General features: G+C 41.4%; 11 protein-coding genes. 4 read left to right on the forward strand and 7 right to left on the reverse strand.

Annotated elements, in window-relative coordinates; genetic code table 11:
* Genes AWW68_RS15225 through AWW68_RS15235 form a run of 3 tightly spaced genes read left to right on the forward strand, consistent with a single transcriptional unit; the run spans window position 1 to window position 6,581 of the window.
* Window positions 1-5,772: a hypothetical protein gene (locus tag AWW68_RS15225; protein WP_068222760.1), complete on the forward strand. Its 5,772-nt coding sequence runs from the start codon at window positions 1-3 to the stop codon at window positions 5,770-5,772.
* A complete protein-coding gene (locus AWW68_RS15230) occupies window positions 5,750-6,286 on the forward strand; it encodes a hypothetical protein (RefSeq protein WP_068222763.1) in 537 nt (178 codons plus the stop codon). The genes AWW68_RS15225 and AWW68_RS15230 overlap by 23 nt, the downstream gene beginning before the upstream one ends.
* Before the next feature lies 1 nt (window position 6,287).
* Entirely contained in the window at window positions 6,288-6,581 is a 294-nt protein-coding gene (locus AWW68_RS15235; protein ID WP_068222766.1) for a hypothetical protein, read from the forward strand.
* Between the two features lie 139 nt (window positions 6,582-6,720).
* On the opposite strand, the gene AWW68_RS15240 is transcribed toward AWW68_RS15235, so the two are convergent.
* The 7 genes from AWW68_RS15240 to alaS form a co-directional block, all read right to left on the reverse strand.
* Window positions 6,721-8,217: a PorP/SprF family type IX secretion system membrane protein gene (locus AWW68_RS15240; protein ID WP_068222769.1), complete on the reverse strand. Its 1,497-nt coding sequence runs from the start codon at window positions 8,215-8,217 to the stop codon at window positions 6,721-6,723.
* Between the two features lie 9 nt (window positions 8,218-8,226).
* The gene (locus AWW68_RS15245; RefSeq protein WP_068222771.1) at window positions 8,227-14,391 is read right to left on the reverse strand and encodes an Ig-like domain-containing protein; all 6,165 of its coding nucleotides are present in this window, start codon (window positions 14,389-14,391) and stop codon (window positions 8,227-8,229) included.
* Between the two features lie 94 nt (window positions 14,392-14,485).
* Window positions 14,486-17,455 (reverse strand): sensor histidine kinase, encoded by a 2,970-nt coding sequence (locus tag AWW68_RS15250; RefSeq protein ID WP_068222774.1) that lies wholly within the window; start codon window positions 17,453-17,455, stop codon window positions 14,486-14,488.
* A 56-nt stretch (window positions 17,456-17,511) separates the two neighbouring features.
* Window positions 17,512-18,147, reverse strand: coding sequence for a response regulator (locus AWW68_RS15255; RefSeq protein ID WP_068222777.1), 636 nt, complete (start codon window positions 18,145-18,147; stop codon window positions 17,512-17,514).
* Window positions 18,148-18,407: 260 nt separating this feature from the next.
* Window positions 18,408-19,529, reverse strand: a complete 1,122-nt coding sequence (locus AWW68_RS15260) for a TlpA disulfide reductase family protein (RefSeq protein WP_068222780.1) — start codon at window positions 19,527-19,529, stop codon at window positions 18,408-18,410.
* Window positions 19,526-20,989 (reverse strand): Asp-tRNA(Asn)/Glu-tRNA(Gln) amidotransferase subunit GatB, encoded by a 1,464-nt coding sequence (gene gatB / locus AWW68_RS15265; protein ID WP_245660251.1) that lies wholly within the window; start codon window positions 20,987-20,989, stop codon window positions 19,526-19,528. The genes AWW68_RS15260 and gatB overlap by 4 nt, the downstream gene beginning before the upstream one ends.
* Window positions 20,982-23,615: an alanine--tRNA ligase gene (gene alaS / locus AWW68_RS15270; protein ID WP_068222783.1), complete on the reverse strand. Its 2,634-nt coding sequence runs from the start codon at window positions 23,613-23,615 to the stop codon at window positions 20,982-20,984. The genes gatB and alaS overlap by 8 nt, the downstream gene beginning before the upstream one ends.
* Window positions 23,616-23,724: 109 nt before the next feature.
* On the opposite strand from alaS, the gene AWW68_RS15275 reads away from it, so the two are divergent.
* Window positions 23,725-24,717: a M23 family metallopeptidase gene (locus AWW68_RS15275; RefSeq protein WP_068222788.1), complete on the forward strand. Its 993-nt coding sequence runs from the start codon at window positions 23,725-23,727 to the stop codon at window positions 24,715-24,717.
* Window positions 24,718-24,783 lie beyond the last annotated feature (66 nt).

The following is a 24,783-nucleotide window of genomic DNA, read 5'->3' on the forward strand; positions in this document are numbered from 1 at the left end:
GTGAAAGATTCAGATAAACCACAAACCATTCAACTTTCCAAACTATTGGAAAAAGTTACAGGTATTGCATATCCGAAAGACAGGGTTTATCCAAACTTCGCTTTAAAAGCCCTGAATGGCCATATCAACCTTGAGCAAAATAGCTTTTCACTTCAAGCACAAAGTAGCTTCAGTTGGTCACCCTTTGGGGGGCGACAGATCAAAGCGCAAGCATCTCTTGAGATAGAAGGTGAGGGTGAGAAAAAATCCTCAAGAAAGATACAATTAAGGGTTCAGGCGAAAGAAAGTTATGAGTTACTCAATGGCACCTCACTGGATCATCTAGACTTCATTTATAGATACAGCGATGGATGTTGGTCGATAGATAACATCATAAAAATCCGCCTTTTAGGAAGCATTCTTACATTGAAGGGTACAATGTTACTAGGAGATCAAAAAAAGCTAAAATTCGCAACACGGCTGCCTGACGGCCAAGGTATAGAGGGTTTAAAAATTAGTTCTTTCGAGTTAAATACCGCCAAATTTGATTTAGAACTCGACCTAGAAAAAGAAATTCTAACTGGCCAGATCACAGCCCTATCCTACTTGATGGGTCATAAAGCAAGAGTTTCGGGCAACCTATTGACAGGCCAAGAAAGCACCTGCAACCTCACCATATCAGGTGAAGGAAGTGTGAGTCTAAACGCTTTTCAGAAGGAGTTATTCACTGGAGAAGACTTGCCACTAGGTATAGATTTGAACATTGATAAACCCAGCATAGACCTCGTATACAGCTCTAACTCTAGCCATGATTCTTCCTACAGCGTCAACCTAACCACTGGCATATCGTCCAAGTTATCCGACTCCCAGTTTCTTTCAAAAGTCGATTGCAAAACCCTATCTTTTTCTTACTCACAAAATATAAATGCAAGTCATGAAGCAAGTCTAGACTTAAAGGGGAGTTTGAATATTAATGACACCCTCATCATCGACCAGTTCGACCTCAGGTTTGATTATCAATATAATGTTGCATCAAAAAATCACCTTTGGGGCTCTGCCTCTGAATTCAAAGGAGTAAAACTTGATACCCCGATAGCCAAATCAACATTTGATCTGAGGAGTACTTTGAAAGCGGATGGCGACAGTCAATCACTTAAACTGGAAACCACTACTGAAAACCTGTTCGATCCTATTCAATTAGTCGATGATTTCCGTTTTGAATTCGACACGTTGTACTTGGAACTAATTAAAAAGAATGACCAATCTTTTGAGTGGGACTTATCAGCTACTAGTTCCTTACATACTCCTGTTTTTAGTTACAATCAAGGCATCGTAAGCTTCAATAAATCAGGGACTGATTATAAACTATCTGTTTCTACAGAAGACCTCTCCTTGAGGTTTCCGGGTGACTTAAAAGACCTGCCCTATTTTGTTTTATCTGAGCCTACACTCGAACTCTCTCATGACAGCCATAACAAGAAGTGGTTCTGTGGTGGTAAAACCGACTTTTATGCTGAACAGTGGCCAGAAATTCTTAAGGGATTGCTTCCTACCAATACTGAGCAACAGACTAAGGCATTTTTCAAGATCGATTCAGAGCATGCTGAAATTGGGCTTCAGGACATCGAACTAAAAATACCCGATTCAATAGAGGGGATAGACATGGGCACTCCGCCCATCCAGATGGATCCCCTCATGGCCGATTTCATTTTCGACCTAAAAGGTAACGAATTATCTGCCACGCTTGGTCTGGGATTACCAAAGCAGGTTAACCGTCTATTCGACTCATTGGATTGGGATGAACATAAAGGTGAGTTCGTACGAAAGCCAGGTCTTAAGGTTTTCAAAGTATATGATCCATCGGCTAACGACCGAGGTATGACTAAGCTGAAACTTAGCCTGAGAGACAAAGGCTTGAGCTTTAAGCTCTGCAATATTCCTTTCAATCTAGATAACATACTGGTAAAAGAAGCTGACAATGGGCTAGAAATTATATCAGAGCACCTAGGAGAATTTGCCTTTGATTGGCCTGAACTTGCTATTTCGGCAGAAGGAGTAAAAGGCACGGTCGAAATGCATGCCAATAATTTAAAGGTTCCCACTTCTGCTACTAGGCAACTTTTATTACAACTAGGATTTACAGACCTAGCCAGAAACCTTCCAAAATCCATTCCGCTTACTGGTATAAACTTCGCTCCTTTGGAAAATGGAGAACGGAAATTCCGCATACAAGCTTTTGAGAAACTCGTTTTGCCTAACGGCAACCCTCTTGACAAACCTGACTGGTTCGCATCAGCTATTGATATATTGAATCGGGAAGTTGGAAAATTACCGGACCGCTTCCTCGAATACGGGCAAATTGAGATACCTGAGCACCTTTATTTGAAAATAGACTATAATATTACCCAAAGCCTCAACTTTAAATTCAGTACCAGTCCTTCGGACGAGGCGCAAAAGGGCAAACCACTAAAGCTATTAATACCTGACCCTACCTTTCCTCAACTGTATGGCTTTCAACTCAAGAGTATCTCTTTTGGAGAGCTTTTCAGCGGCACACTATTTAGAATGGATGTGGACTTACTCTACGATACTTTCGACCTCAAAGACCTAGCAGCAAGCCTGATCATCGACCCCAAAAGTAATTTCTCCAAGGATTATCTGCCAAGACCAAAGGATTTTGTGAACCGAGTAGTGCTGGAAGAAGTAGTATTTCTTATCATCTACCAGACCACTATACCAATCCCTATTCCTGTATTCTTTAACCGACTCAGCTATGACTTAAAAAATGCTCTGGGCATGGAAATAGGTATAGGGGTCTCCTTCCCCATGCCTAAACTGGGGTTGACTCAATTGAAAGATCTCGCATTGATTGGCTCTCAAATTATGAGGCTTTTTTCAGGCAAACCTTTGGAGCTGGAAAAGCTGGACAATATTGACCCGATTTTTGAATTCAAGATATTGAGCTGCTACACCAGAACTCCAAAATACATTTCTAGAGAGCCGGAAGCTAATAAAAATGGAGTCAAAGAAGGAAGCCTCATCGGAAATCCTGAGGGCTTAAAGATCTATAGAAAAGACGGAGTCGAAATGAATTCAATCCGCCTGATCACTACACTTATCAAAGCCATTCAGGAAAAATCTTTCAATACACTGCTTACAGACTTCAGCTTAGGAAACAGAATAGGTGGTATTGATTTGCACCTCTTTGACTTACTCAAAACTCGAAGTGACTATGCATTGTTGACACCAAGCGAGTTCGTAAATGAGTCTTTCAACAAAACGGCCGCCCAACAGCTTCAAACACATCGGCAGTTAGATCTCTCATTCCAAGAAAGAACACAATATTTAGAAGTACTTCCATCAGATGAAGTGAATAGCATACCGAACATTGATGCAACAACCGAAGGCCTTATATTTTTGAGCCGAGGCCAAATACACGCTCCAGATGGACTGAACTTTACGGCTGCCTTGGTTCTGGCTTTGAGCGAAAAAGGGCTGGGAATTGCACTTAGATATGATGGAAGACTAGCGCCCTTAGATAAATCGATGGAAAACTACCTTCTAGATGCCCATTTTGATGGAGTTTTTCGCTTAGAAGAGAAAAAATTACTGGCTAGAGGAAAAGGCCACATTGATATTCTTGGGATCAATGCATTAGCTGGTTCTTATGAGCTAGATAATGAAGGTTTTAATCTCAAGGCAAAAACTGGAGCCCAGGAGTCTGATTTACCTATTCATATAGCTGGTGACCTCAAAGGCACTTTCACATCTGAAAAATTTCACCTTGAAGGAAATACCCAATTTAATATTCTTGGCTTCGAGTCATCCGGTGAACTTTTGATGTTCTTTCAAGATAATAGACAAGAGTTCAGGCTATCTGGTGATTTTCAATTGGGTGATATGTCCCAACTGCAAAATTCTTTGGCCTACCTTGTTGAGAATGACGAATATTTAGCCCAATGGACCTTGAGTGGTTCATTGGTAAGCAATCTTTTCACTGCTCGCGTCTTCGGGCGTTTGACCAATGAAAAAGGTCTGAAATTTGACGGACTGACAGAAATTAAACTTGGAGAACATCGACTACTTTACGCAAAAGCAAAATCTAACGGACAAAGACTAAATTTCGATGGGTACCTTTCTCTATTCCCAGAAGAAGCAGCCGATTATATATCGGTTAAGGGTAATGTAGATGCATATCTCAGCCCTGGCGAATTCTCCATTACGGGAACAGTAGACACACGAATCGCAGGGATCCCTTTCTCTAAAAGTCGGCTCAGTATTAGCCATGAGGCCTTAAGCATAAGTGGTAGCTTATTTGGGCAGCAACTATCGCTCGGTCTCGATCAAAGTCAAAATCTGAGCGTATACATGCGCCCTTTAGAAATAGGGCCGCTTGTACTGACTAGGCGCAAAGCATCTGCTGAAGATAAAATAGAAGCGCAGCATCGTGGTCCTCTACTTCTCGTATCGCCCGAGATGGCACAAATTCAAGCTACGGCTTTCTTTCTGGGAGTCGAAAAGGACGTTGACATTAAGTTAAAAGACAAACAGTATGAGCTTACGTTCGAGACTACCATCGGGGGCTTTCGAACAAACGAACTGACCCTAAAAGGTTCTAATTTTAGCTCTGATAGTGGATGGACCGTATCTGGCAAGATATTGCCTGAGAAGCTGGTAAGTCTCGTAGAACAAAACTTACTCGAAATTGCTGATGAAGTTCAGAAGAAATTAAGAGAGGCCCAGAAACATTTGGAGGTAGCCAAGGAAAAAGTATCGAAAGCGACTAGGGCCATTGAAGATAATATTCAGGCGCAGAAAAAAGCGCTAGAGGCAGAATACCGAAAAGCAACCCGAGCCTTGGAATCGGCCAAACACTACCTAGAGCACACGATTAACAGTGAGATCAATAGCTGTAAAGAAAACATCACATCCATCAAAAATCAAATTGGAAAAGGTAAGCCGGGGTGGCCTTGGGATTGGCCAGACTGGTTCAAAAAGCAAGCCGAGCTGTTGATCCAACTGGGCTATTGGGAAGCCAGGAAAAAGACACTGGAAGGCCCTCAGGTAGGAGCTGAACTAGCTGTAAAAGTCGCTCAAAAGACCGTGAATGACCTGATGAAGGTAGGAAGCATCACTTTAAACACTGTGAGCGAATCCCTGAAGACAATGAAAAGCATTGCAGATGAAATGCTCAATGTAACCTCTTTGGCTCTGGCAGAATTAGAAAAAAGCATCGGTGATTTTAAAGAACTCGCGAAGTTGATATCCAATGCCAAAAAAGACTTCTTTAAAGTTAAATCCATCTCATTCGATACCAGCCTAAAAAGTCTCAAGCCAGATTCAACTATCATCAACCTCGAAAATGCTAAGTTCGGTTTGCTCCTCAAAGCTGATGTAGAAATTTTCAAAAACAGCAGAACATTCTGCCTGAAATCAGATCTTATCAACAAAGAATCTCTGGCAATGTCAATAGCCAAAGCCATAGAGCATAATGCCAGATGCTCAGAAGACCTAGCAAAAGACAGTAAATCTAAGTCAATGAACGGAGAGGAAGCTGCTTGTACTTTATTAAAAACCTATGAAAACCTGCAAGCCATAGAACTGAGCACCAGCCTAATGCGAGGGGGGTACAGTCTAAAAGAAATAGGCTGCGGTCTAAAGTATTTTATTGATTATCAGGGGAGCAGGCCTTTTGAACAGCAAATAGACCATAGAAGGCAGGCAATCCTCAAAGCATTAAGAGTGGTACAAGAAGAAAAAAGAACATTAAATGAGCTTAAAGCAAGCAACTGAAATAGGAAAGATCCTCTTGGAGAAGGTGGGTTATGAAAAGACTAATATCATCGAAATGATGATTGAAGAATTTCGATTTGACTGCAAGACAACCGCAATGTTCATAAGGAGTACTTTTAAAGAAGAAAACGCCCAGAATGTGGCAGAACTACTGTTACTTTTCTTCTTGAAAGAGAACATCCTTCCAGTGCTACAAGACCTTTACACACTGTCTGAAGCGGAGGCCTCTGCCTTGTTCAAAAAAGATACCGATTACAAAATAATCCATACGACAGTAAAGAAAATCAGAGCTAACGATTTCGGGTTTGAGTACAGGTGCTATTTATTGCTGGACAATGCTGGAAACGGAATTCCTGGTTGGGGCTACTTTATCCCCGATACACCAGAGGCCAACTTTATGATGGACCTTGCACTAAAGGCAGTAGTAAACAAGCAAACAATCTATGTTTACGGTAGGCAAGATAAAGACAATAAAAAATTTAGAATACTTGAATTAGGACTAAAAGAAAATTGAAATGACAGACACAGTTAAGAAAACCAAACTCGGTACGGTAACCAAAATCAGAAGCAATAGTGGCAAAGAAAATGAACGGGTCTATATCAAGATCAGAACAGAGGAAGAAGAAAAAGGTGAAACCCAAGAAAAAGACTACTGGTGCTGGGTGATTCCTGATAATGAAGGAGCTAAATGGATCATACAGATTGCCCTTGCCGCCAAAATCAATAACTTATCCATTTATATGTTAGGTAAAGAAGTTCAGGATTCAAACGAAGTTCGCTACCAGATTTTAGAGTTTGGTATTGAGTAAAGTAGTTTAAAAGCCAGAGTATATAATGCCAGAATGCTTTTAATCTAGATGACGAATTAAAAGAGGGTGTCTCAAAGAGACCCCTCTCCTTTCTTCTTGAACAGAACAAAAAGAATCAAATCAGTCTAACTCAATTATTTCACTTCTTTATCACATGCACCCAACCATCGGTAAAGTCTCCGCTAGACCTTAGCTCAAGCATGGTTGAAATAGCCTCTGCTCTATCCCCAAATTGAAGGACATACACATAGTCGTATCCGCGCAGTTCATTGCTGTAAATACCTGCTCTAGGATACAATTCCCTCAATTTTTCTACCAGAACTTTGGCGTATTCACTTCCAGGGTTATAAGCGGCAACCACCAAAATGTAGCGTCCCATGGCGGCTGATGTTTCTGTAGGCTCCTCCACAGGTTCGGGTTCCTCAGTAACTACCGGAGCGGGAGTAGGTGCCGCCTCCTCTACTTCTTCATCGGCTTTGGCTGCCTCAGCCCTAGCCCTTGCTTCGGCTCTCATTCTTTCAAGCCCTTTTTGCTTAATATCTTCCAGTAGACTATCAAAATCGGCTTCGCCCTTTGCTCTTCTTTCCTTTTTACTACCACTATGCAGGCTCGAATAGTAATTCACAACTGTTTCCTGATCTTCCGTAGCAATAAGCTTTTTGTCATAAATCTCTTGCGCCTCTAGTTGACCTATGATCCTGCTAGCCTCTTGACTTAATGCTTCATCCTTATCAACACTGGCTTTTTTATTGAGGGAAAAATGAAGACCAACCTCATTAAACCCGTTCGAGAGAATTGGCGCTTCCTTCTTTCCAAAATCGTAATTATAAGTGAAGAGAATGTTTGGTTTCAACCTTACACCTACTCCCGCATTTAAGCCATAACCATCGCGGTAGGCCGCCATAAGCTGAAACTTACGTTGCCATTCAAAGAGAGCAAGCACATCAAAAGCGCTACCAATAAGCTCTTGATATCGCCAGGTTATGTTCGGGGTAAAAGTAATGTCTCCCATTTGATCTAACGAAAATTGATAGCCCACACCTACTAGATAATCGGCATTATTGTTATCCGAAAGCTGCACATATTCATCGTCAGAAAGGCTCTCATTAAGAACATTTGGTACTGCGGCATTTACTTGAAGCCCCTTGTATTGATACGAAAGTGACAGATTTAAACTGGCCGAAGAACCATTGCTACCTAGCAAGTTTCTTATCAGTTCATCATCCATACTTTCAACGCTTACCCGACTATCATCTAGCGAGAAAAGTGAAAGCCCAACCTCTGCTCCTATTGAAATCCTATGTTCATTCAAGACCCAAGCCTTAGCTAAACCTGCACCTACATTAGTTTGACGTAAAAGCCCTGACTCAAAACTGTTTACATTGACATTATACCCAAGCTTTTGCTTGAAAGGGTTAGCAAAGCTGAGCGAAAAAACTTGCGGAGCACCATCTACTCCCGACCATTGTCCTCTATACAACAAGCTCAACTGCGCCTTATCCTGAAACACAGCCGCAGATGGGTAAGCCAGTGTTGGTTGTGTGAAATACTGGTTGATGAGCGGCACTTGTTGACCAAAGGCAACACCCGGTAACGAAAGCAAACAACCTAAAACAAGTTTCTTTAAATGCTTCATTATTCTCGCTTATTGGGTTAAAATCAACACAGTTCCTCTAATTATTGACATGCCGTTTGCAATGTTTATCTCGTAGTAATACGTACCACTCGGCAGCTGCTTTCCGTTGTACGATCCTTCCCAGTTGTTTTGGTAATTATTGGTACTGAATACCAGCTGCCCAGTTTGGCTATAAACCTTCACCTGATTATTCGGGTTATCTCGAATGTCATCCACAACCCAAACATCATTTTTCCCATCACCATTTGGTGTAAAGAAGTTCTTGATTCGAGCATCAGGTTCATCCTTGGTAAAATCCCTTAACCCCTCATTTTCAACATTCACAACAGCAATTTCCAGTGCCTTCTCAAAGAACAAACCACCAGAATCAGTCGTGCGAATACGAATCTGAAGCACCTCTAGTTCTTCATAGTTCACCATTTGGGAGGTGAACAATTCATCTCCCACTAAGGCAAACCTAGCGTTGTGTGTGCTTCCATTACCTTCTACTAATTCATAAGAAAAATCGTCCCCAAAATCTTGGTCTATGGTATTCAATAAACCGACAGATATTCGCTCCTCATCCGTTTCCTCAATGATCTGATTACTCAATAAAATATCTGTTGGCTGTTCATTTACATCGTTGATGGTGATAGCAAATACCTTTTCACCCCCCCCACCCCTGCCGTCATCGGTGCTCACTCTTATGGTATAGTCCGATTTCGCTTCATAATTGAAAGACTCAGCTGCTCGTAGCTTGTCTGTGGTTATACCAAAGGCATTGTTGTCATCCGCACCCGTGCCTGCCACCAAGCTGTAAGTATGCACGTCTCCCAAATCATTATCGGCCGTAGTCAATTGACCTATTTCATCACCCAAAGCGTTGTTTTCATCAATGGCAAGAACGGATAGGCCAATGTCTGTAGGTAAACTATTGAAAGCAATGGTAATCTGCTCAGCACTTTCAAAAGGATTTCCAGCAAGATCCTCTAAAGTATTTGCCGGTACGGAAACAGTCACTTCATCATTACTAATAGCAGAAAGTGACACCTCAAAAACAATGTTATCTGTGGTTGTAAAAGATGTTAACTGTGCATTTGTAAACTGAATATCTGACTCTTCAAAACCAACCACCTCTTCAGTAAAGGTGAAAGTGAGGCTGAACGGATCGAAATCATTTAACTCCGCAGGAATATTGCTAATACTCACCTCGGGAGCTGTAAAGTCTGCCATTACACTGTGTTGTGGCGCAGCGGTATTTCCATTAGTTGCTGCATCTTCTGCTACGTTTGCCGCTACATCAACCGTCACAATTCCGTCAGTTGTTGGTGTAATCTCCGCTGTATAAACCAATGGAGTCACTTGGCTAAACCCAGAAGCAGTAGCATTTCCTAAGGTAATATCCCCAATGGCAAAACCAGTTACCACTTCATTAAAAGTGAAAGTGGTAGTAAACGCCTTATTGGTAAGTCCGTTTACTCCACTATCTATGGTTAAGGTTGGGGTTGAATAATCAGCTTGAACATTGAATTGAGCAGCCGCGGTGTTTCCATTGGTTGCGCCATCTTCTGCTACATTGGCTGCAACATCTACTGTTACTGTTCCGTCAGTGGTTGGGGTAATATCAGCAGTATAAACCGAGGCACTGGTTTGCGAGAAATTCGATGCCGTAGCATTGCCCAGAGTAATGTCTCCAATCACAAACCCTGTTACATCTTCACTGAAAGTGAATGTCGCAGAGAAGGTTCCATTCGTTGGGTCAGCTACAGCGCTAGTAATCGTTACAACTGGATTAGTTAAATCAGCTTCTACATTAAATTGAGTAGCTGCGGTGTTTCCATTGGTTGCTGCATCTTCGGCCACATTGGCTGCTACATCTATGGTTACCGTTCCATCAGTGGTTGGGGTAATATCAGCAGTGTAAACCGAGGCGCTGGTTTGATTGAAATTTGATGCAGTGGCATTGCCCAAGGTTATATCACCTAACACAAACCCTGTTACATCTTCGCTGAAAGTGAAGGTTGCTGTGAAGGTTCCGTTAGTCGGGTCAACTAAAGCACTTGTAATTGTAACATCTGGATTCGTTAAGTCAGCTCCCACACTAAATTGAGTAGCTGCTGTATTTCCATTGGTTGCAGCATCTTCAGCCACATTGGCTGTCATATCAATGGTTACCGTTCCGTCAGTGGTTGGTGTAATGTCAACAGTATAAACCGATGGGCTGCCTTGACTGAAGTTCGATGCAGTAGCATTGCCCAAGGTGATATCCCCTATTCCAAAACCAGTTACATCTTCGCTGAAAGTGAAGGTTGCTGTGAAGGCTCCGTTAGTTGGATCGGCTACAGCACTGGTAATTGTAACATCTGGATTCGTTAAGTCGGCTTCTACGCCAAATTGAGTAGCTGCAGTATTTCCGTTGGTTGCTGCATCTTCGGCCACATTGGCTGCAACATCTACTGTTACCGTTCCATCAGTGGTTGGGGTAATATCAGCAGTGTAAACCGAGGCGCTGGTTTGATTGAAATTTGATGCAGTGGCATTGCCTAAGGTAATATCGTCAATAGCAAAGCTAGTTACATCTTCGTTGAAAGTGAATGTTACGGGGAAGGTTCCGTTAGTTGGATCGGCTACAGCACTGGTAATTGTAACATCTGGGTCAGTTAAGTCGGCTTCTACGCTAAATTGAGTAGCTGCTGTGTTTCCATTAGTTGCAGCATCCACAGCCACATTGGCTGCTACATCTATGGTTACCGTTCCGTCAGTCGTTGGGGTAATATCGGCAGTATAGACCGAGGCACTGGTTTGCGAGAAATTCGATGCAGTGGCATTGCCCAAGGTGATATCCCCAATCACAAACCCTGTCACATCCTCGCTGAAAGTGAATGTTGCTGAGAAAGCCCCGTTAGTTGGGTCGGCTACAGAGCTAGTAATCGTTAGACCTGGGTCAGTTAAGTCGGCTTCTACACTAAACTGAGTGGCTGCAGTATTCCCGTTTGTGGCTGCATCTTCGGCCAAATTGACCGCTACATCTATGGTTACCGTTCCGTCAGTCGTTGGGGTAATATCAGCAGTATAAACCGATGGGCTGGTTTGTGAAAAATTCGATGCAGTGGCATTGCCTAAGGTAATATCACCTATCACGAAACCTGACACATCTTCACTGAAAGTGAAGGTTGCTGAAAATGTTCCGTTAGTTGGGTCGGCTACAGCACTCGAAATCGTTACATCTGGATTGGTTAAGTCTGCTGCTACGCTAAATTGCGTGGCTGCACTGTTTCCATTAGTTGCTGCATCTTCGGCCACATTGGCTGCTACATCTATGGTTACCGTTCCATCAGTGGTTGGGGTAATATCAGCAGTATAAACCGAGGCACTGGTTTGATTGAAATTTGATGCAGTGGCGTTGCCTAAGGTAATATCGCCAATCACAAACCCTGTCACATCTTCGCTGAAAGTGAAGGTTGCTGTGAAGGTTCCGTTAGTTGGGTCGGCCACAGAGCTAGTAATCGTTACAACTGGATTCGTCAAGTCCGCTTCTACGCTAAATTGAGTAGCTGCAGTATTCCCATTAGTTGCTGCGTCTTCGGCTACATTAGCAGCTACATCTACTGTCACAGTTCCATCGGTTGTTGGTGTAATGTCTGCGGTGTAAACAGAGGCACTAGTGGTACTGAAGTTTGAAGCTGTTCCATTTCCTACGGTAATATCTCCTACAGTAAACCCTGTCACATCTTCACTAAAAGTGAAAGTTGCAGTGAATGTGTTATTGGTTGGATCTGGTACGGTGCTTGTAATGGTAATGGTTGGAGCGGTCACGTCTGCAGTAATACTAAACTGAGTGGCTGCTGTATTGTCTACGCCTCCAGCATCTTGAGCACTTGCCGATGCTACATCAACGGTCACTGTGCCATCAGTTGTCGGAGTGATCTGGGCAGTATAAACAGAAGTACTTGTGGCACTGAAGTTAGAAGCCGTGCCATTTGCAACCGTAATATCTCCTATGGCAAAACCTGTAACTGCTTCGCTAAAAGTAATCGTTATACCAAAACCATTTGTCGGTGAAGTGGCTAGGCTGCTCAATGAAACTGTTGGCGCCACTGGACTTGAAATCACAGTAGTATTGGCGTCTGTTTCATTTCGTTCACCGTCACTCACTTGAATAGTTAAAGTTGTCTTCTCAGTACTTCCTGAGCCACCCCTATTATCTGTTGGGTTAAATACCAAAGCTCTTAAACTGGCTTGCAAACTGGCGGCATCAGTACTTGCTAAGGTATATGGCCCCGAACCCGTAAGACCTGTTCCTGACAAGACTCCTTTGGCATTGTCGTCTAAGGTTATGGTGGCTGAAACATTGTCCCCATTAGGGTCGGCTACGGTAATTGCCGAAAATGGACTCATTGTAGCATTGTCGTTTACCGCCTGATTCGCAACAGCACCAGTAGTTACAGGGGCAGCCAAGGAGTATTCGTTGATGTCTTTTCCTTCAAAACCTAGTACAAACATTTTGGTACCATCAGAACTGAAAGTAACTGAATTAGGTTGACCATCTTGTGAAGCTACAGAAAAACGTGCTGCATTACCTGCAAAAGTAGCCGTAGACAAATCAAAAGCGGTAGTCAGTGTGTATTGGTTAATATCATCACCAGAGGAACCCATTAACAACAAATTGAGGCCGTTGTTCACAAATACAATAGACTGAGGAAACAACTCTTGCGTCCCTACGAGTAACCTTTTGCTGTAAGTAGCAGAAGAAACATCAAAGGCCTCTGAAAGTATATACTCATTCACTGCATCATTATCGCTGCCAGCCACATACATTTTAGTGCCATCATGATTGAATGTGAGTGATGTTGGGTTGGTTTCTTGGGCTGCCACAGAAAAACGCTCTGCGTTTCCGGCAAAAACGGCCGTAGAAACATCAAAAGCAGTGGAAAGGTTATATTCATTGACATCGTCACCAATTGTTCCCATTACAAACATTTTGGAGCCATCATTATTGAAAGCAAAAGAGCGTGGAACAGTTTCTTCCGCTGCTACTGAAAAGCGCTCGGCATCCCCAGCATAAACTGCTGAAGTAATATCATAAGCAACAGACAGATTGTATTCATTGATATCATCACCACTACTCCCCATTACGTACAACTTTGTGCCATCCAGATTAAAAGCCATGGATCTGGGCTGACTCTCTTGCGCAGCCACTGAAAAACGGTCTTCATTGCCAGTAAATATGGCCTTAGATAAATCAAAGGCACCCGAAATGGTATTGATATAATTTGGCTTTGTCAGTGTTCTTGAGCAGCCGTCAATATCACTGACAGTTAGGCTTACATCGAAAGTACCAGATGTAGCATAAGTATGTGTAGGGTTCTCTAAGTTAGAAGTTGAACCATCTCCAAAATCCCACAGCCAACTAGTAATAGGAGCGCTTGAAGTAGCTTGGCTTTGAAAAGTTACTGCGCCAGGTCCATCCAACACGGTGCTGCTAGTGGCTATAAACCCAACATCAGGACCTAGGACCTGAACGTAATTAGTTCTGATTTTTTCATGAGTGCATCCTCCAGAATCTGTAATTCTTAATTTTACAGTGTAGTTTCCAGGTTTATCATAAACATGTGAAGGGTTTTGACTTGTTGAGGTACTTCCTTCGCCAAAATCCCAAGCCCAGCTGGTAATGGTATTGGCACCTGAAATAGAAGAAGCATCTGTAAAATTTACCGTCAATGGCCCACAATTAAATATAGGGGTTGCTGTAAAATCTGCAGTAGGCACTGAAATGGAAACTGTTTCAGTATAAGTATCTGTGTAACCGAAAATGGTATCTTGAATCGTTAGTTTAACAGTAAAGTCTCCAGAGGTTGTGAAAGTATGAATAGGATTCTTGATAGTTGATGTTCCTCCATCACCGAAACTCCATGACCATACATCAGGATTTACTGATTGATCTGTAAAAAAAACTGTGTGTGGTATAGAACATCCTGAACTTGGGTTTAAAGTAAACTTTGCATCAAAAGTTTGAGCTTTAATATTAGATATTAAGACAAAAAATATGGTTAAAAATAACCCAATAACATTTCTGACTGATATTGAAACCCTAACATTTCTTAAGTTTCTAATTAATGAATAATACCTCCAAAGGTTCGAACCATATTGACCCTGAGTATAGACTGATAATAGCTGGACTAGCTGACTTTGCATGATTAATTAGGCGAGAACAAATTTAAAGCTCAAGTACTAGGCAAAAAATACGTAGCGATACGTATTTAATAAGCTCAAATGTGATAAACAGCTTTTATTTAGGGATTATCAGTGAGATGATTGTACCCAAATCACCAGATTCAATACGTACCTTTCCCTTCAGCATTGCCATTCTTTCTTGGAGCGTTTTCAGTCCTAGTGAACTACTGGATTGTTGTTCATCTTCAATTGAAAAGCCTTTACCGTTGTCTTGAATATTAATCAGCACCTTGTTCTTTTTATGAACAATCGTAAGCTTGGCAGAAACGGCATTGGCGTGCTTTACAATATTGTTTAATGCTTCTTGAATAATGCGATAAAGGTTGAGTTCTTCCTCTGCATCAAAAAGGCCATCAATGTTTTCTAGTTCAATTGCGAAGAACACTTCTGTATTTTCATCGAGTTTGCGGATTAACTCTTCTAGTGCCGCTGTAAGCCCTAGCCTACTGAGCACAACTGGATGTAGGTTTCTGGTTATGCTTCTCACCTCCTCTAAGGTAGCACTAACGTTCTTCACCATTTGCTGATCTCGGCTGGCATTGGCTTGGTTTTTTAGAAGAATTAGCTGCTGACCTACGCTATCGTGCAGGTCGCGAGAGATTCTCATGCGCTCCTCTTCCTGAACCTTCAGAAGTGATCTGGAGTAATGCTGCCCCAGCGCACGGGCCTTATTCGCCTGCCTGATAAAATAGTAACTAATCACAACAACCAGCAGCAGACATAACAGTCCAAACCAGAAAGTTCTATAGAAGAACTCCTTCGCATGAATGTTCAGCATTAAATCTTTACCAAAAGGAGTACCTTCAGAATCGACCATTCTTACCTTTAATAGGTATTGCCCAGCACCCAAGTTATTGAATTGGATTTCACCCGGCTGCTTAATCGGTAGCCATTCTCCATCATTCAATTTAAACTCCATAATTACCTGCGTAGGCTGAGTGAGCCCAACAGGTGCCACCTGAATTCTTAAGAATTTATTTTCCGCAGGTAATGAAACGTCCTTAACGTCAGCCAACTCTGCATGTGCTGTAATATTGGTATTCGTATTAGATTTATTATCGAAGTAAGTAAGGCTAGTAAGTACTACTTCACCACCTTTCTCAAGCTTCTTGAGGTCTTTTGGGTGGAAAAAATTTAACCCTCTAATGGCACCTAAGAATACGCCTCCATCTTCAGTCTGAAGAAAACTGTACCTATTGAATTCATTGTTGCTAAAGCCATCATCCTCAATAAACCTTTGGACTTCTTTAGAACCTATATAATACTTTATAAGACCAGCAAATGTGGCAAACCACAAGTTGTTCTCCTTATCTTCAAACACCGTTGCTATGGGGCTTGCCGCTGGATCGGTAAAAATTAACTCCGGTTTGCTGCCTTCATCCTTTATGCGGTAAACCCTGCCATCATTAGTTGTAAACAACAAGCCCAACTGTGTCGAAACACGCAACATCATTAGCTTATCGGATGAAATAGGAATATCTATAAATGTCTCATGGCCATCATTATACTTGAATAATCCATCTACAGTTGACGCATAGAAACTACCGTCAAATTTCGCCAAATCTAATACTCTCAATGAATCATTTTTTGATAGTACCTTATTGACCCTATCGGTTTTATCGAACTCCATTAAAGGGAAATAAGTAGCGCCATAAACTATTCTATCTCCATCATCTACCATTGCCGAAATAGGGTAATGCCTGAACCTTTCCACTTCATGAGTAGCTGTATCTATAAGTATAATTCCCTCATTGTAATTGGTCCAGACGCCCTCTCCGCTTAAGAAAACACCTCTGATCTCTGAAGGAAAGAATGGTTGGCCATTACTAAACAATGGGTATTGTTCTACAGTGTTTTTCTCAATATTTATTAGAAAGAGGCCATTGGCCTCGGTGGCGGCTAAATACTGATTGCCTCGGTAGTGGGCAATGCTTCTAATACTGTAGTCTTCTAGAAAGTTATTTACGCTTGTATTTTTAAACACTATCCGAGTTAGCCGGCCAAGCTCTGCCAAGTACAATTCTTTATGTAAATCGTGACTACCTGCGTTAATAAGATCTTTTACATCCACCAGTACTCTGGCAGCTTGATTGCCCTGTTGTAGATATTCCCTTTTGATCAGGTTTTGATTTCCAGCCTTGCTGAACCAAGCCACATTACCGAAGCTATCATTGATTGCATTTCGACTCTGAAAGAGGCTTGTTACATGTGGATCTGTCAAACTGGGTATCTCGAATTCACTTTGTGACCAAGACATGGTTTGTTCATGATATTCATAAACTCCCTTATCGTACTTTAAAACGAAGTGATGAGCATCTTCGAACCAAAAATGGTCTACGAGTGCCATAACCTCTGAGTTTGTTGCCTTTTTGAGGCCGAAGTCCTCGTAATTAAAAACCTTCAGTATGTCTCCATTTGGTGCATATACGATCACCCCAACTCTGGCTTCCGAAACAAGGAAATGATCGTTAAAAGCAATAACCTGATACAAGTACGACTGTCCGCTCTCGGTGTGGAGCTTGAATAGCTTCTCAAAGCTTAAATCGCTATTTAACCGATATAAATAAGTTTCTTCACCCTCATCTAGCACTATAAAAGTGTCTTCTTTTTGCACAAACATGTTGGCAATATCAATGCGACCAACCACTGTTGGTAACGTGATGGGCTTAAAATCTAGAGTAGATGGATCAAACAGAAATAACTTATCCGAATGGTTAGAAATTAGAGATAGATAGAATAAACCATCACTTCTCTCATACAAATTGACCACCCGCGGAGAGAACTTGTCATCGACTGGTATGGCTACGGTATGGAAATTATAACCATCGAACCATTGCAGTTTGGGTGTATTTTGAAGAAAGGTGCTTGCGCCTAAGTCAGACTCTAATCCGCTGATCCAAAGCCAACCTGCATTGTCAAACGCCAAAGACTGAATATCTCCAACTTCTAAACCGTCTTGCACATTGAAGTGCTGAACGGACAATATATCTTTATCATTATAACTCTGCCCAAACAGCGGTACCATGACAACCAAGAGCCACAAAAAACATATCCGTTTTAGAGATTGGTAAAACGCTAGCACTAGTTTAACAAGTGTTTATTCTGAAGTACCCACGCAATTAACCCATTAGACTTACCTTCCAGATTCAATTTCTGAATAATGTTACTCCTGTGTTTTTCTACGGTTCGTTCCGAAATAAATAGGTTTTCAGCTATCTCTCGAGTGGATTGGTTTTTAGAAATAAGCTTGAGGATTTTTCGCTCAGATGGAGTGAGCGACTCTACTCTTTCCAATGCAGATTGAGCATTCTTCACATCCTTTAATTGAAACGCCTTGCTGAAGTATTGACCGCCATTTTCTACTTCTTGAATGCAGTTATCTATTTCCTCCAGCGCGTCTTCCTTTAAAAGATAACCCGAAACATTCAGGCTTTTAGCTCTAGCAATAAACTCTGTTTCCTTATGGTATGAAAGAATAATAAACTTTGTATTGTAACTGTGCTCCATGCAATATTTAGCCACAGAAAGCCCATCCATTTCAGGCATTTCGATATCCAAAATAGCAATTCTAGGTGCCAATTCGGTAATAATCTTCAATATTGACTTTCCATCTTTTGCTGTGGCTAACACCTTGTACCCTTTTGCTATCAGGTTTACTTCTAGCCCTTCTAGTAACAATGGGTGGTCGTCTGCCAATACAATGGAAATGTCATTCATGTCAATTAGATAACTAACGCTAAGATAATGCTAATTGGCACTACAAGGGAATACGTAATGCTACGTAATTACATTTTGGGATATGCAATATTCGCTCTCAAACTGAAAAAAAGAAACTGTCTCGAAAGCTAAACGTCTTTCCCGACACCAATCGTGAATCCCTTTAAATTAGGTAAAAGATTCAAAGAGATTCCCAGTGAAGCTGAGAATGACAAAAAATCGGCTTATGAGACAGTTTCCCTTAAAAAACCTTAAGAAGGTTATTCCCCAAAAATGCTCTCTAGTTTCGCCTGAAGGGCTCTACCTCTTAGGTTCTTACCAATAACTCTTCCTTCTGGATCTAATAAAAGTGCGAAAGGAATGGCATTGATTTTATAGGCGACTGCTGCTTCGGACTGAAAATATTTAAGGTCAGACACATGGTAAGGCCACACCAAACCATCTTTCTCAATGGCATCTACCCATTGGTTTCTAGTTCTATCAAGGCTCACACTAAATACCTCAAAACCATCGTCATTGTATTTGTTGTACATTCTTACCACATTCGGGTTTTCCATTCGGCAAGGTCTGCACCAGCCTGCCCAGAAATCTAGAAGCACATATTTGCCTCTTAGAGACTCAAGGCTAATCATTTCACCCTCTGGGTTGGGCAACTCCAAATTAGGTGCTACATCGCCCATGGCTACGGCAGGTTTAAATACGCCCACATTGCTAACGAAATAGTCTACATCTGAAGAATTAGGAATCTCCTTCTGAAGCTTAACAGACAAAGAATCTAAGAACTTATACTCGTCTGCTTTATTAGGAATATAATCGGTAATGAGTAAACTAACTAGGGAGCCTTCCAAACTCATAGCCATATCTTTCAAGAACTTTACTTTACCCTCTTCCATAGCTAAGCCTTGGGTGGTTAGCTCTTCAACAAGTTCAGTATTTCCTTCATTTCTGGCTTGAATATACTTTTGATTGAATTCTTGGACTTTGACTTGATAGGCATCCATATACTCATATAGCTTAGCCATATTTTCCATGTCTTTAGAACCAGTTACCTCAATACCATTCCCCTCTTCTCCACTAGCTTCAACTTTTAAGTTTTTATCTGCCAGAATAAGGACTTCATATTGCTTGTTGTAAATATTTAGCCTGTAAAAGCCAGGGCCATCTACCGATACTTCAAGCTCAAAGTTTCCATTGTGATCCGAATAAACGGTCTCCACTGGCCTTACTTGTCCTACTTGTCCTACCTCAAATCGCTCCAAAATCACCTCTCCTTGCGGAATGGCGTTCTCAATTTTACCAGTTATTTTAATTAGACCATCGTTGCTTCCGCCACAAGCCGAAAGGAAAACTACTAAAGTCAATGCTAAAAATTTCTTCATCATTTGCTTAACGCTTTATTCAATTCTTGCTGAACATCTTTTGGGGTAGCTTTACCTCGAGTTTCCTTCATTACCTCTCCCATAAAGAGTCCAATCAACTTCTTTTTACCTTTTTTATAGGCTTCAACCTCTTTTGGTAAAGATATCAATACCTCTTGAATTATAGACTGAAGCTCTCCTGAGTCTTTTTCTACCAGCAGATTCATCTGTTCTGCCAAGATAGCTGCAGATTTTTCACCCTTCAGTAACTCAGGTAACAACTGCTGAACAGCAGTTTTATATACTACCTTGCCATTATCTACCAGATTAATTAGTTCGGCTAAACTTTCTGGTGTTAACCCAATTTCAGATAATGATTGATTTCCCTCGTTCTGAAGTGCTCTAATTGGTCCATTTAACCAGTTAGCTGCAGATTTAGACTCCTTTACCTGATGGCACAACACATCGAAGTATATTGCGGTTTCCTTTTCTTCGGTTAGAATAGCAACATCATAGTCAGACAGCTGATATTCTTGCTGAAACCTTTTTCTGAACGCTGATGGCTGAACTTCTGCCTTTGGCTTTAATGCAGCTATAAAAGATTCTTCTAATTGTAGGGGTGGCAGATCTGGACAAGGAAAATAACGATAATCGTTCATGGTTTCCTTGAAACGCATACCGTAGGTTTTACCTTCATCGGGGTTGAAGGTTCTAGTTTCTACAGCAATCTCCTCTCCTTTCAAAATTAGGTCTAGCTGTCTTTCTAATTCATAATAAGCGGCCTTACGAACATTATTGAAAGAGTTCATATTCTTGATCTCCACCTTAGCCCCAAGCTCACTATCTCCTTTTCTTTTGATTGAAATGTTGGTATCGCAACGCATTTCACCTTTCTCCATATTGGCATCACCAATACCTAAATAGCGCACCATTCTTCTGATTTCTTGAAGACAAGCCGCGGCCTCTTCTGGGCCTTTGATGCTAGGGTTGGTCACCATTTCAATCAGCGGTGTACCAGCTCGGTTCAAGTCGATCATGGTGCTAGAACCATCGTCATGAATAGACTTTCCTGCATCTTCTTCTAAATGAATATGATGAAGACTAACAGCCTCTTGAGCAAGCTCTTTCCCTATCAACTCAATCTTGCCTCCAACACAAATAGGAGTCTTATCCTGAGTGGTTTGATAACCTTTTGGTAAGTCTGGATAGAAGTAACTCTTTCTATCGAAATAGTTGTGTCTGGTAATATCGCAACCACAGGCCAGACCCATTAGCACAGCCTTTTCTACTGCAGCTTCATTAAGCACCGGCAAAGTACCAGGGTGCCCCAAGCTAATGGCTGAAACAAGCGTATTCGGCTCATCCGTTTCAGCATTAGGATCGGAAGAGAAAATCTTAGATTCTGTATTGAGCTGGACGTGAATTTCCAGCCCAATTGTGGCCTCATAGCCTGCTTCTTCTAATTTTTGGAGTATATCAGGCAAAACTGGCTGTTATTTCTTGGGCTTGTTCCACCACTTTATCTAGACCTGAAATGTCCTTTCCTCCAGCAGTAGCAAAGAATGGCTGACCACCGCCACCGCCTTTGATGTTCTTAGCTAAATCTCGAACAATCTGACCGGCATTTAAGCCTTTATCTTTCACCAAAGCTTCATCTATAATCACCGAAATTTGAGGCTTACCATCTATATCGGCAGCTAAAACAGCGAACAGATTATTCACCTCATTTTTAAGCTCAAAAGACAGCTTCTTTAAAGCATCTCCCGAAGGAAGAACTACTTTTTGGATCAAGGTATTTACACCGCTAACCTCTGCTATTTCCTTTTTCAGATCATCTTTTACTCGGCCAGATTGCTTAGCATGAAGTCCTTCTATTTCTTTAGTAAGCTTCTTCTGCTCTTCCATCAAGGCCGAAATAGCTTTGGTCAAGTCTTTCGGGTTCTTTAGTAACTCTTTTACCGATTTCAACTCCTTCTCTTGCTCTTGTACATACTCAAAAGCTTTCGGGCCGGTGAATGCTTCAATTCTTCTTACACCTGCCGCAACAGCACTTTCAGAAACAATCTTGAACAAACCAATATTGCCTGTAGACCCCACATGCGTTCCACCACAAAGTTCTACTGAATATTCAGGATTGAAGGTGATCACGCGAACAAAATCGCCATACTTTTCACCGAATAAAGCCATAGCTCCCAATAACTTAGCTTCATCTATCGGAACTGATCTCTTTTCGTCTAATTGAATGTTCTCACGAATGCGAGCATTCACAATTTGCTCAATCTGTTCTATTTGCTCTGGCTCAACCTTTGAGAAATGTGAAAAGTCAAACCTTAAAACAGAATCAGAAACCAATGAACCTTTTTGCTGCACATGGTTGCCTAATACCTCTCTTAAAGCAGCATGCAACAAGTGCGTTGCAGAATGATTGAACTTGATTAAAGACCTTCTATTGGAGTTGATTTCAGCCTTAAAAGTAGCCGAAGGATCGCTCGGAAGTTTGTCAGTGAAATGTACGATCAAGTCATTTTCTTTCTGAGTATCCAAAACCTTAAGCGTTTCAGAGTCGCTTTTCAGTACACCGGTATCTCCTACCTGACCACCGCTTTCGCCATAGAAAGGAGTTTTGTCGAGTACAATCTGGTAGACTGTTCTTTTCGCTTCTTTGATCTCTCTGTACTTGATGATTCTAGACTCGGCAGTTTCTTGGTCGTAACCAACAAATTCTACTTTAGAGTCAGTCAATATTTCCGTCCAGTCTCCCTTCTCCGAAGCAGCATCAGCCTTCGATCTGTTCTTCTGTTCAGCCATGGCTGAGTTGAAACCAGCTTCGTCAATTGTCAGTCCATTTTCACGAGCTATAAGGGCTGTAAGGTCTACTGGAAAGCCATAAGTATCGTATAATTCGAAGACTTCTCTGCCTTCGATAATTGTTTCATTTTGAAACGCTAATTTATCTTTTATTTGCTCTAATCGCTTCAAGCCGTTATCCAGAGTCCTTAAGAAGCCTGTTTCTTCTTCCTTAATCACTTTACTGATTAACTCTCTTTGGCTATCTAATTCATCGAAGAAGCCCTTGTATTGATCAGCAAGAACATCGACCAATTTGTAAAGGAATGGACTATCGAAATTGAGGAAAGTATAGCCGTATCTAACTGCTCTTCTCAAGATTCTTCGAATCACATAACCAGCCTTGTTGTTCGATGGTAAAGTTCCATCTGCAATAGCAAAAGAGATCGCCCTGATGTGATCTACAATCACTCGAATAGCAATGTCAGTCTCTTCCTTCTGGCCATATTTCACTCCTGCTTCACCTGCAATCTTATCGATCAACGGGGTGAACACATCCGTATCGTAATTAGACTTTTTGCCCTGCAAGGCCATAGCCAAACGCTCGAAACCCATTCCGGTGTCGATGTGTTGTGCCGGCAGGTTTTCCAATCTCCCATCAGCCTTTCTATCAAACTGCATGAAAACTAGGTTCCAGATTTCCACCACTTGCGGATGATCATTATTGACCAAATCTTTTCCTGGCACGCTGGCAATTTCTTCATCAGATCTTAAGTCTATATGAATCTCTGAACATGGACCACAAGGGCCAGTTTCGCCCATTTCCCAGAAGTTATCCTTCTTGTTTCCATTGAGGATTCTAGACTCATCTATAAATTCCTTCCAGAAGTCATAAGCCTCCTGATCGAACTTTAAACCTTCTGACTCATCTCCCTCAAATACAGTTACATATAGTTTGTCTTTTGGAAGACCATAAACCTCTGTAAGGAGTTGCCAAGCCCATTGAATAGCCTCTTTTTTGAAGTAATCTCCAAACGACCAGTTACCCAACATTTCGAACATGGTATGGTGGTAAGTATCTATACCTACCTCTTCCAAATCATTATGCTTACCAGATACTCTCAGACACTTTTGGCTATTGACAGCCCTAGTATAATCGGCTGTGGCATTACACAGAAACAGATCTTTAAACTGGTTCATACCCGCATTGGTAAACATCAATGTTGGGTCGTTTTTAAGTACCATCGGAGCAGAAGGAACATACTTATGTCCTTTTTCCTCGAAGAATGAAATAAACTTTGATCTTATCTCTTTGGCTTGCATTGGAGAACTGTTCAAATGTGATTAGCGTTACAATAAATTTGTTACTTTTGCTGAAGCCTGAAAGCTGTGCAAAGGCACAAAATTAGGAGAATTTCAAAAAGGATTCTTAATGTCAAAAATAAAATATTACTACGATACTGAGACCTGCAAATATGAAAGAGTAAAGGTCAAAAAACGCGATGTAGTGATAAATGCGCTAGGATTTTTCTCACTATCCCTCATTCTGGCCATCGGCATCATTGTGGTGCTCTCCAACTATTTTGATTCCCCAAAAGAACTTGCATTAAAGAAAGAGAATGATGAGTTGAAACTGTATTATGACATAATGCAGAACCAACTTACCAGCATGGACGATATGCTAAAGGTTCTTCAGGAAAAAGACGATCAGGTTTACAGAACAGTTTTTGAAGCTGAACCAATTCCTGAAACAGTACGTGAAGCTGGCTCTGGTGGTGTATTGAAATACAGAGACTTATTAGAAAGCGACTTATCTAATAAAGACTTGGTGGTGGGTACATTAGACAAACTCGATAGAGTGAAGAAGAAGATGTACATTCAAACCAAGTCTTATGACGAAATTATGCAGTTGGCTCGCAATAAAGACGAGTATTATGCTGCAATGCCAGCTATTCAGCCTGTTTCTAACGAAGACTTAAGAAGGTTCTCTTCTGGTTTTGGCATGCGTACCGACCCAGTTCTGAAAGTAAAGAGAATGCACTACGGTGTAGATTTTTCGGCTGAACAGGGCACCCCTATCTACGCTACTGCAGATGGAAAAATCTCAGTTGCAAGAACTACTTACACCGGACTAGGCAAGCATGTTAAGATAGATCATGGCTTTGGATTCGAAACAGTATATGGCCATATGAATAGGTACATTGTTAAAGCTGGTCAAAATGTTAAGCGTGGTCAGATAATAGGATATGTAGGCAATACTGGAAAATCTACCGCCCCTCACGTACACTACGAAGTCCATATTAACAATAAAGCCGTTAACCCCGTTAACTACTTTTATATGGATTTGGATGCCGAACAATACGAAGAAATTTTAAGGCTTTCTACTATTGAAAACCAGTCGTTAGGTTCATATGCCAATCAATAATTTTTAGAGATTCCTAAGTGAATTTTAACTTCAAGTAACTCTTTTAATTAACTTCGTAACTAGTTG

It is taken from the genome of Roseivirga spongicola, assembly GCF_001592965.1.
Taxonomy (GTDB): Bacteria; Bacteroidota; Bacteroidia; order Cytophagales; family Cyclobacteriaceae; genus Roseivirga; species Roseivirga spongicola.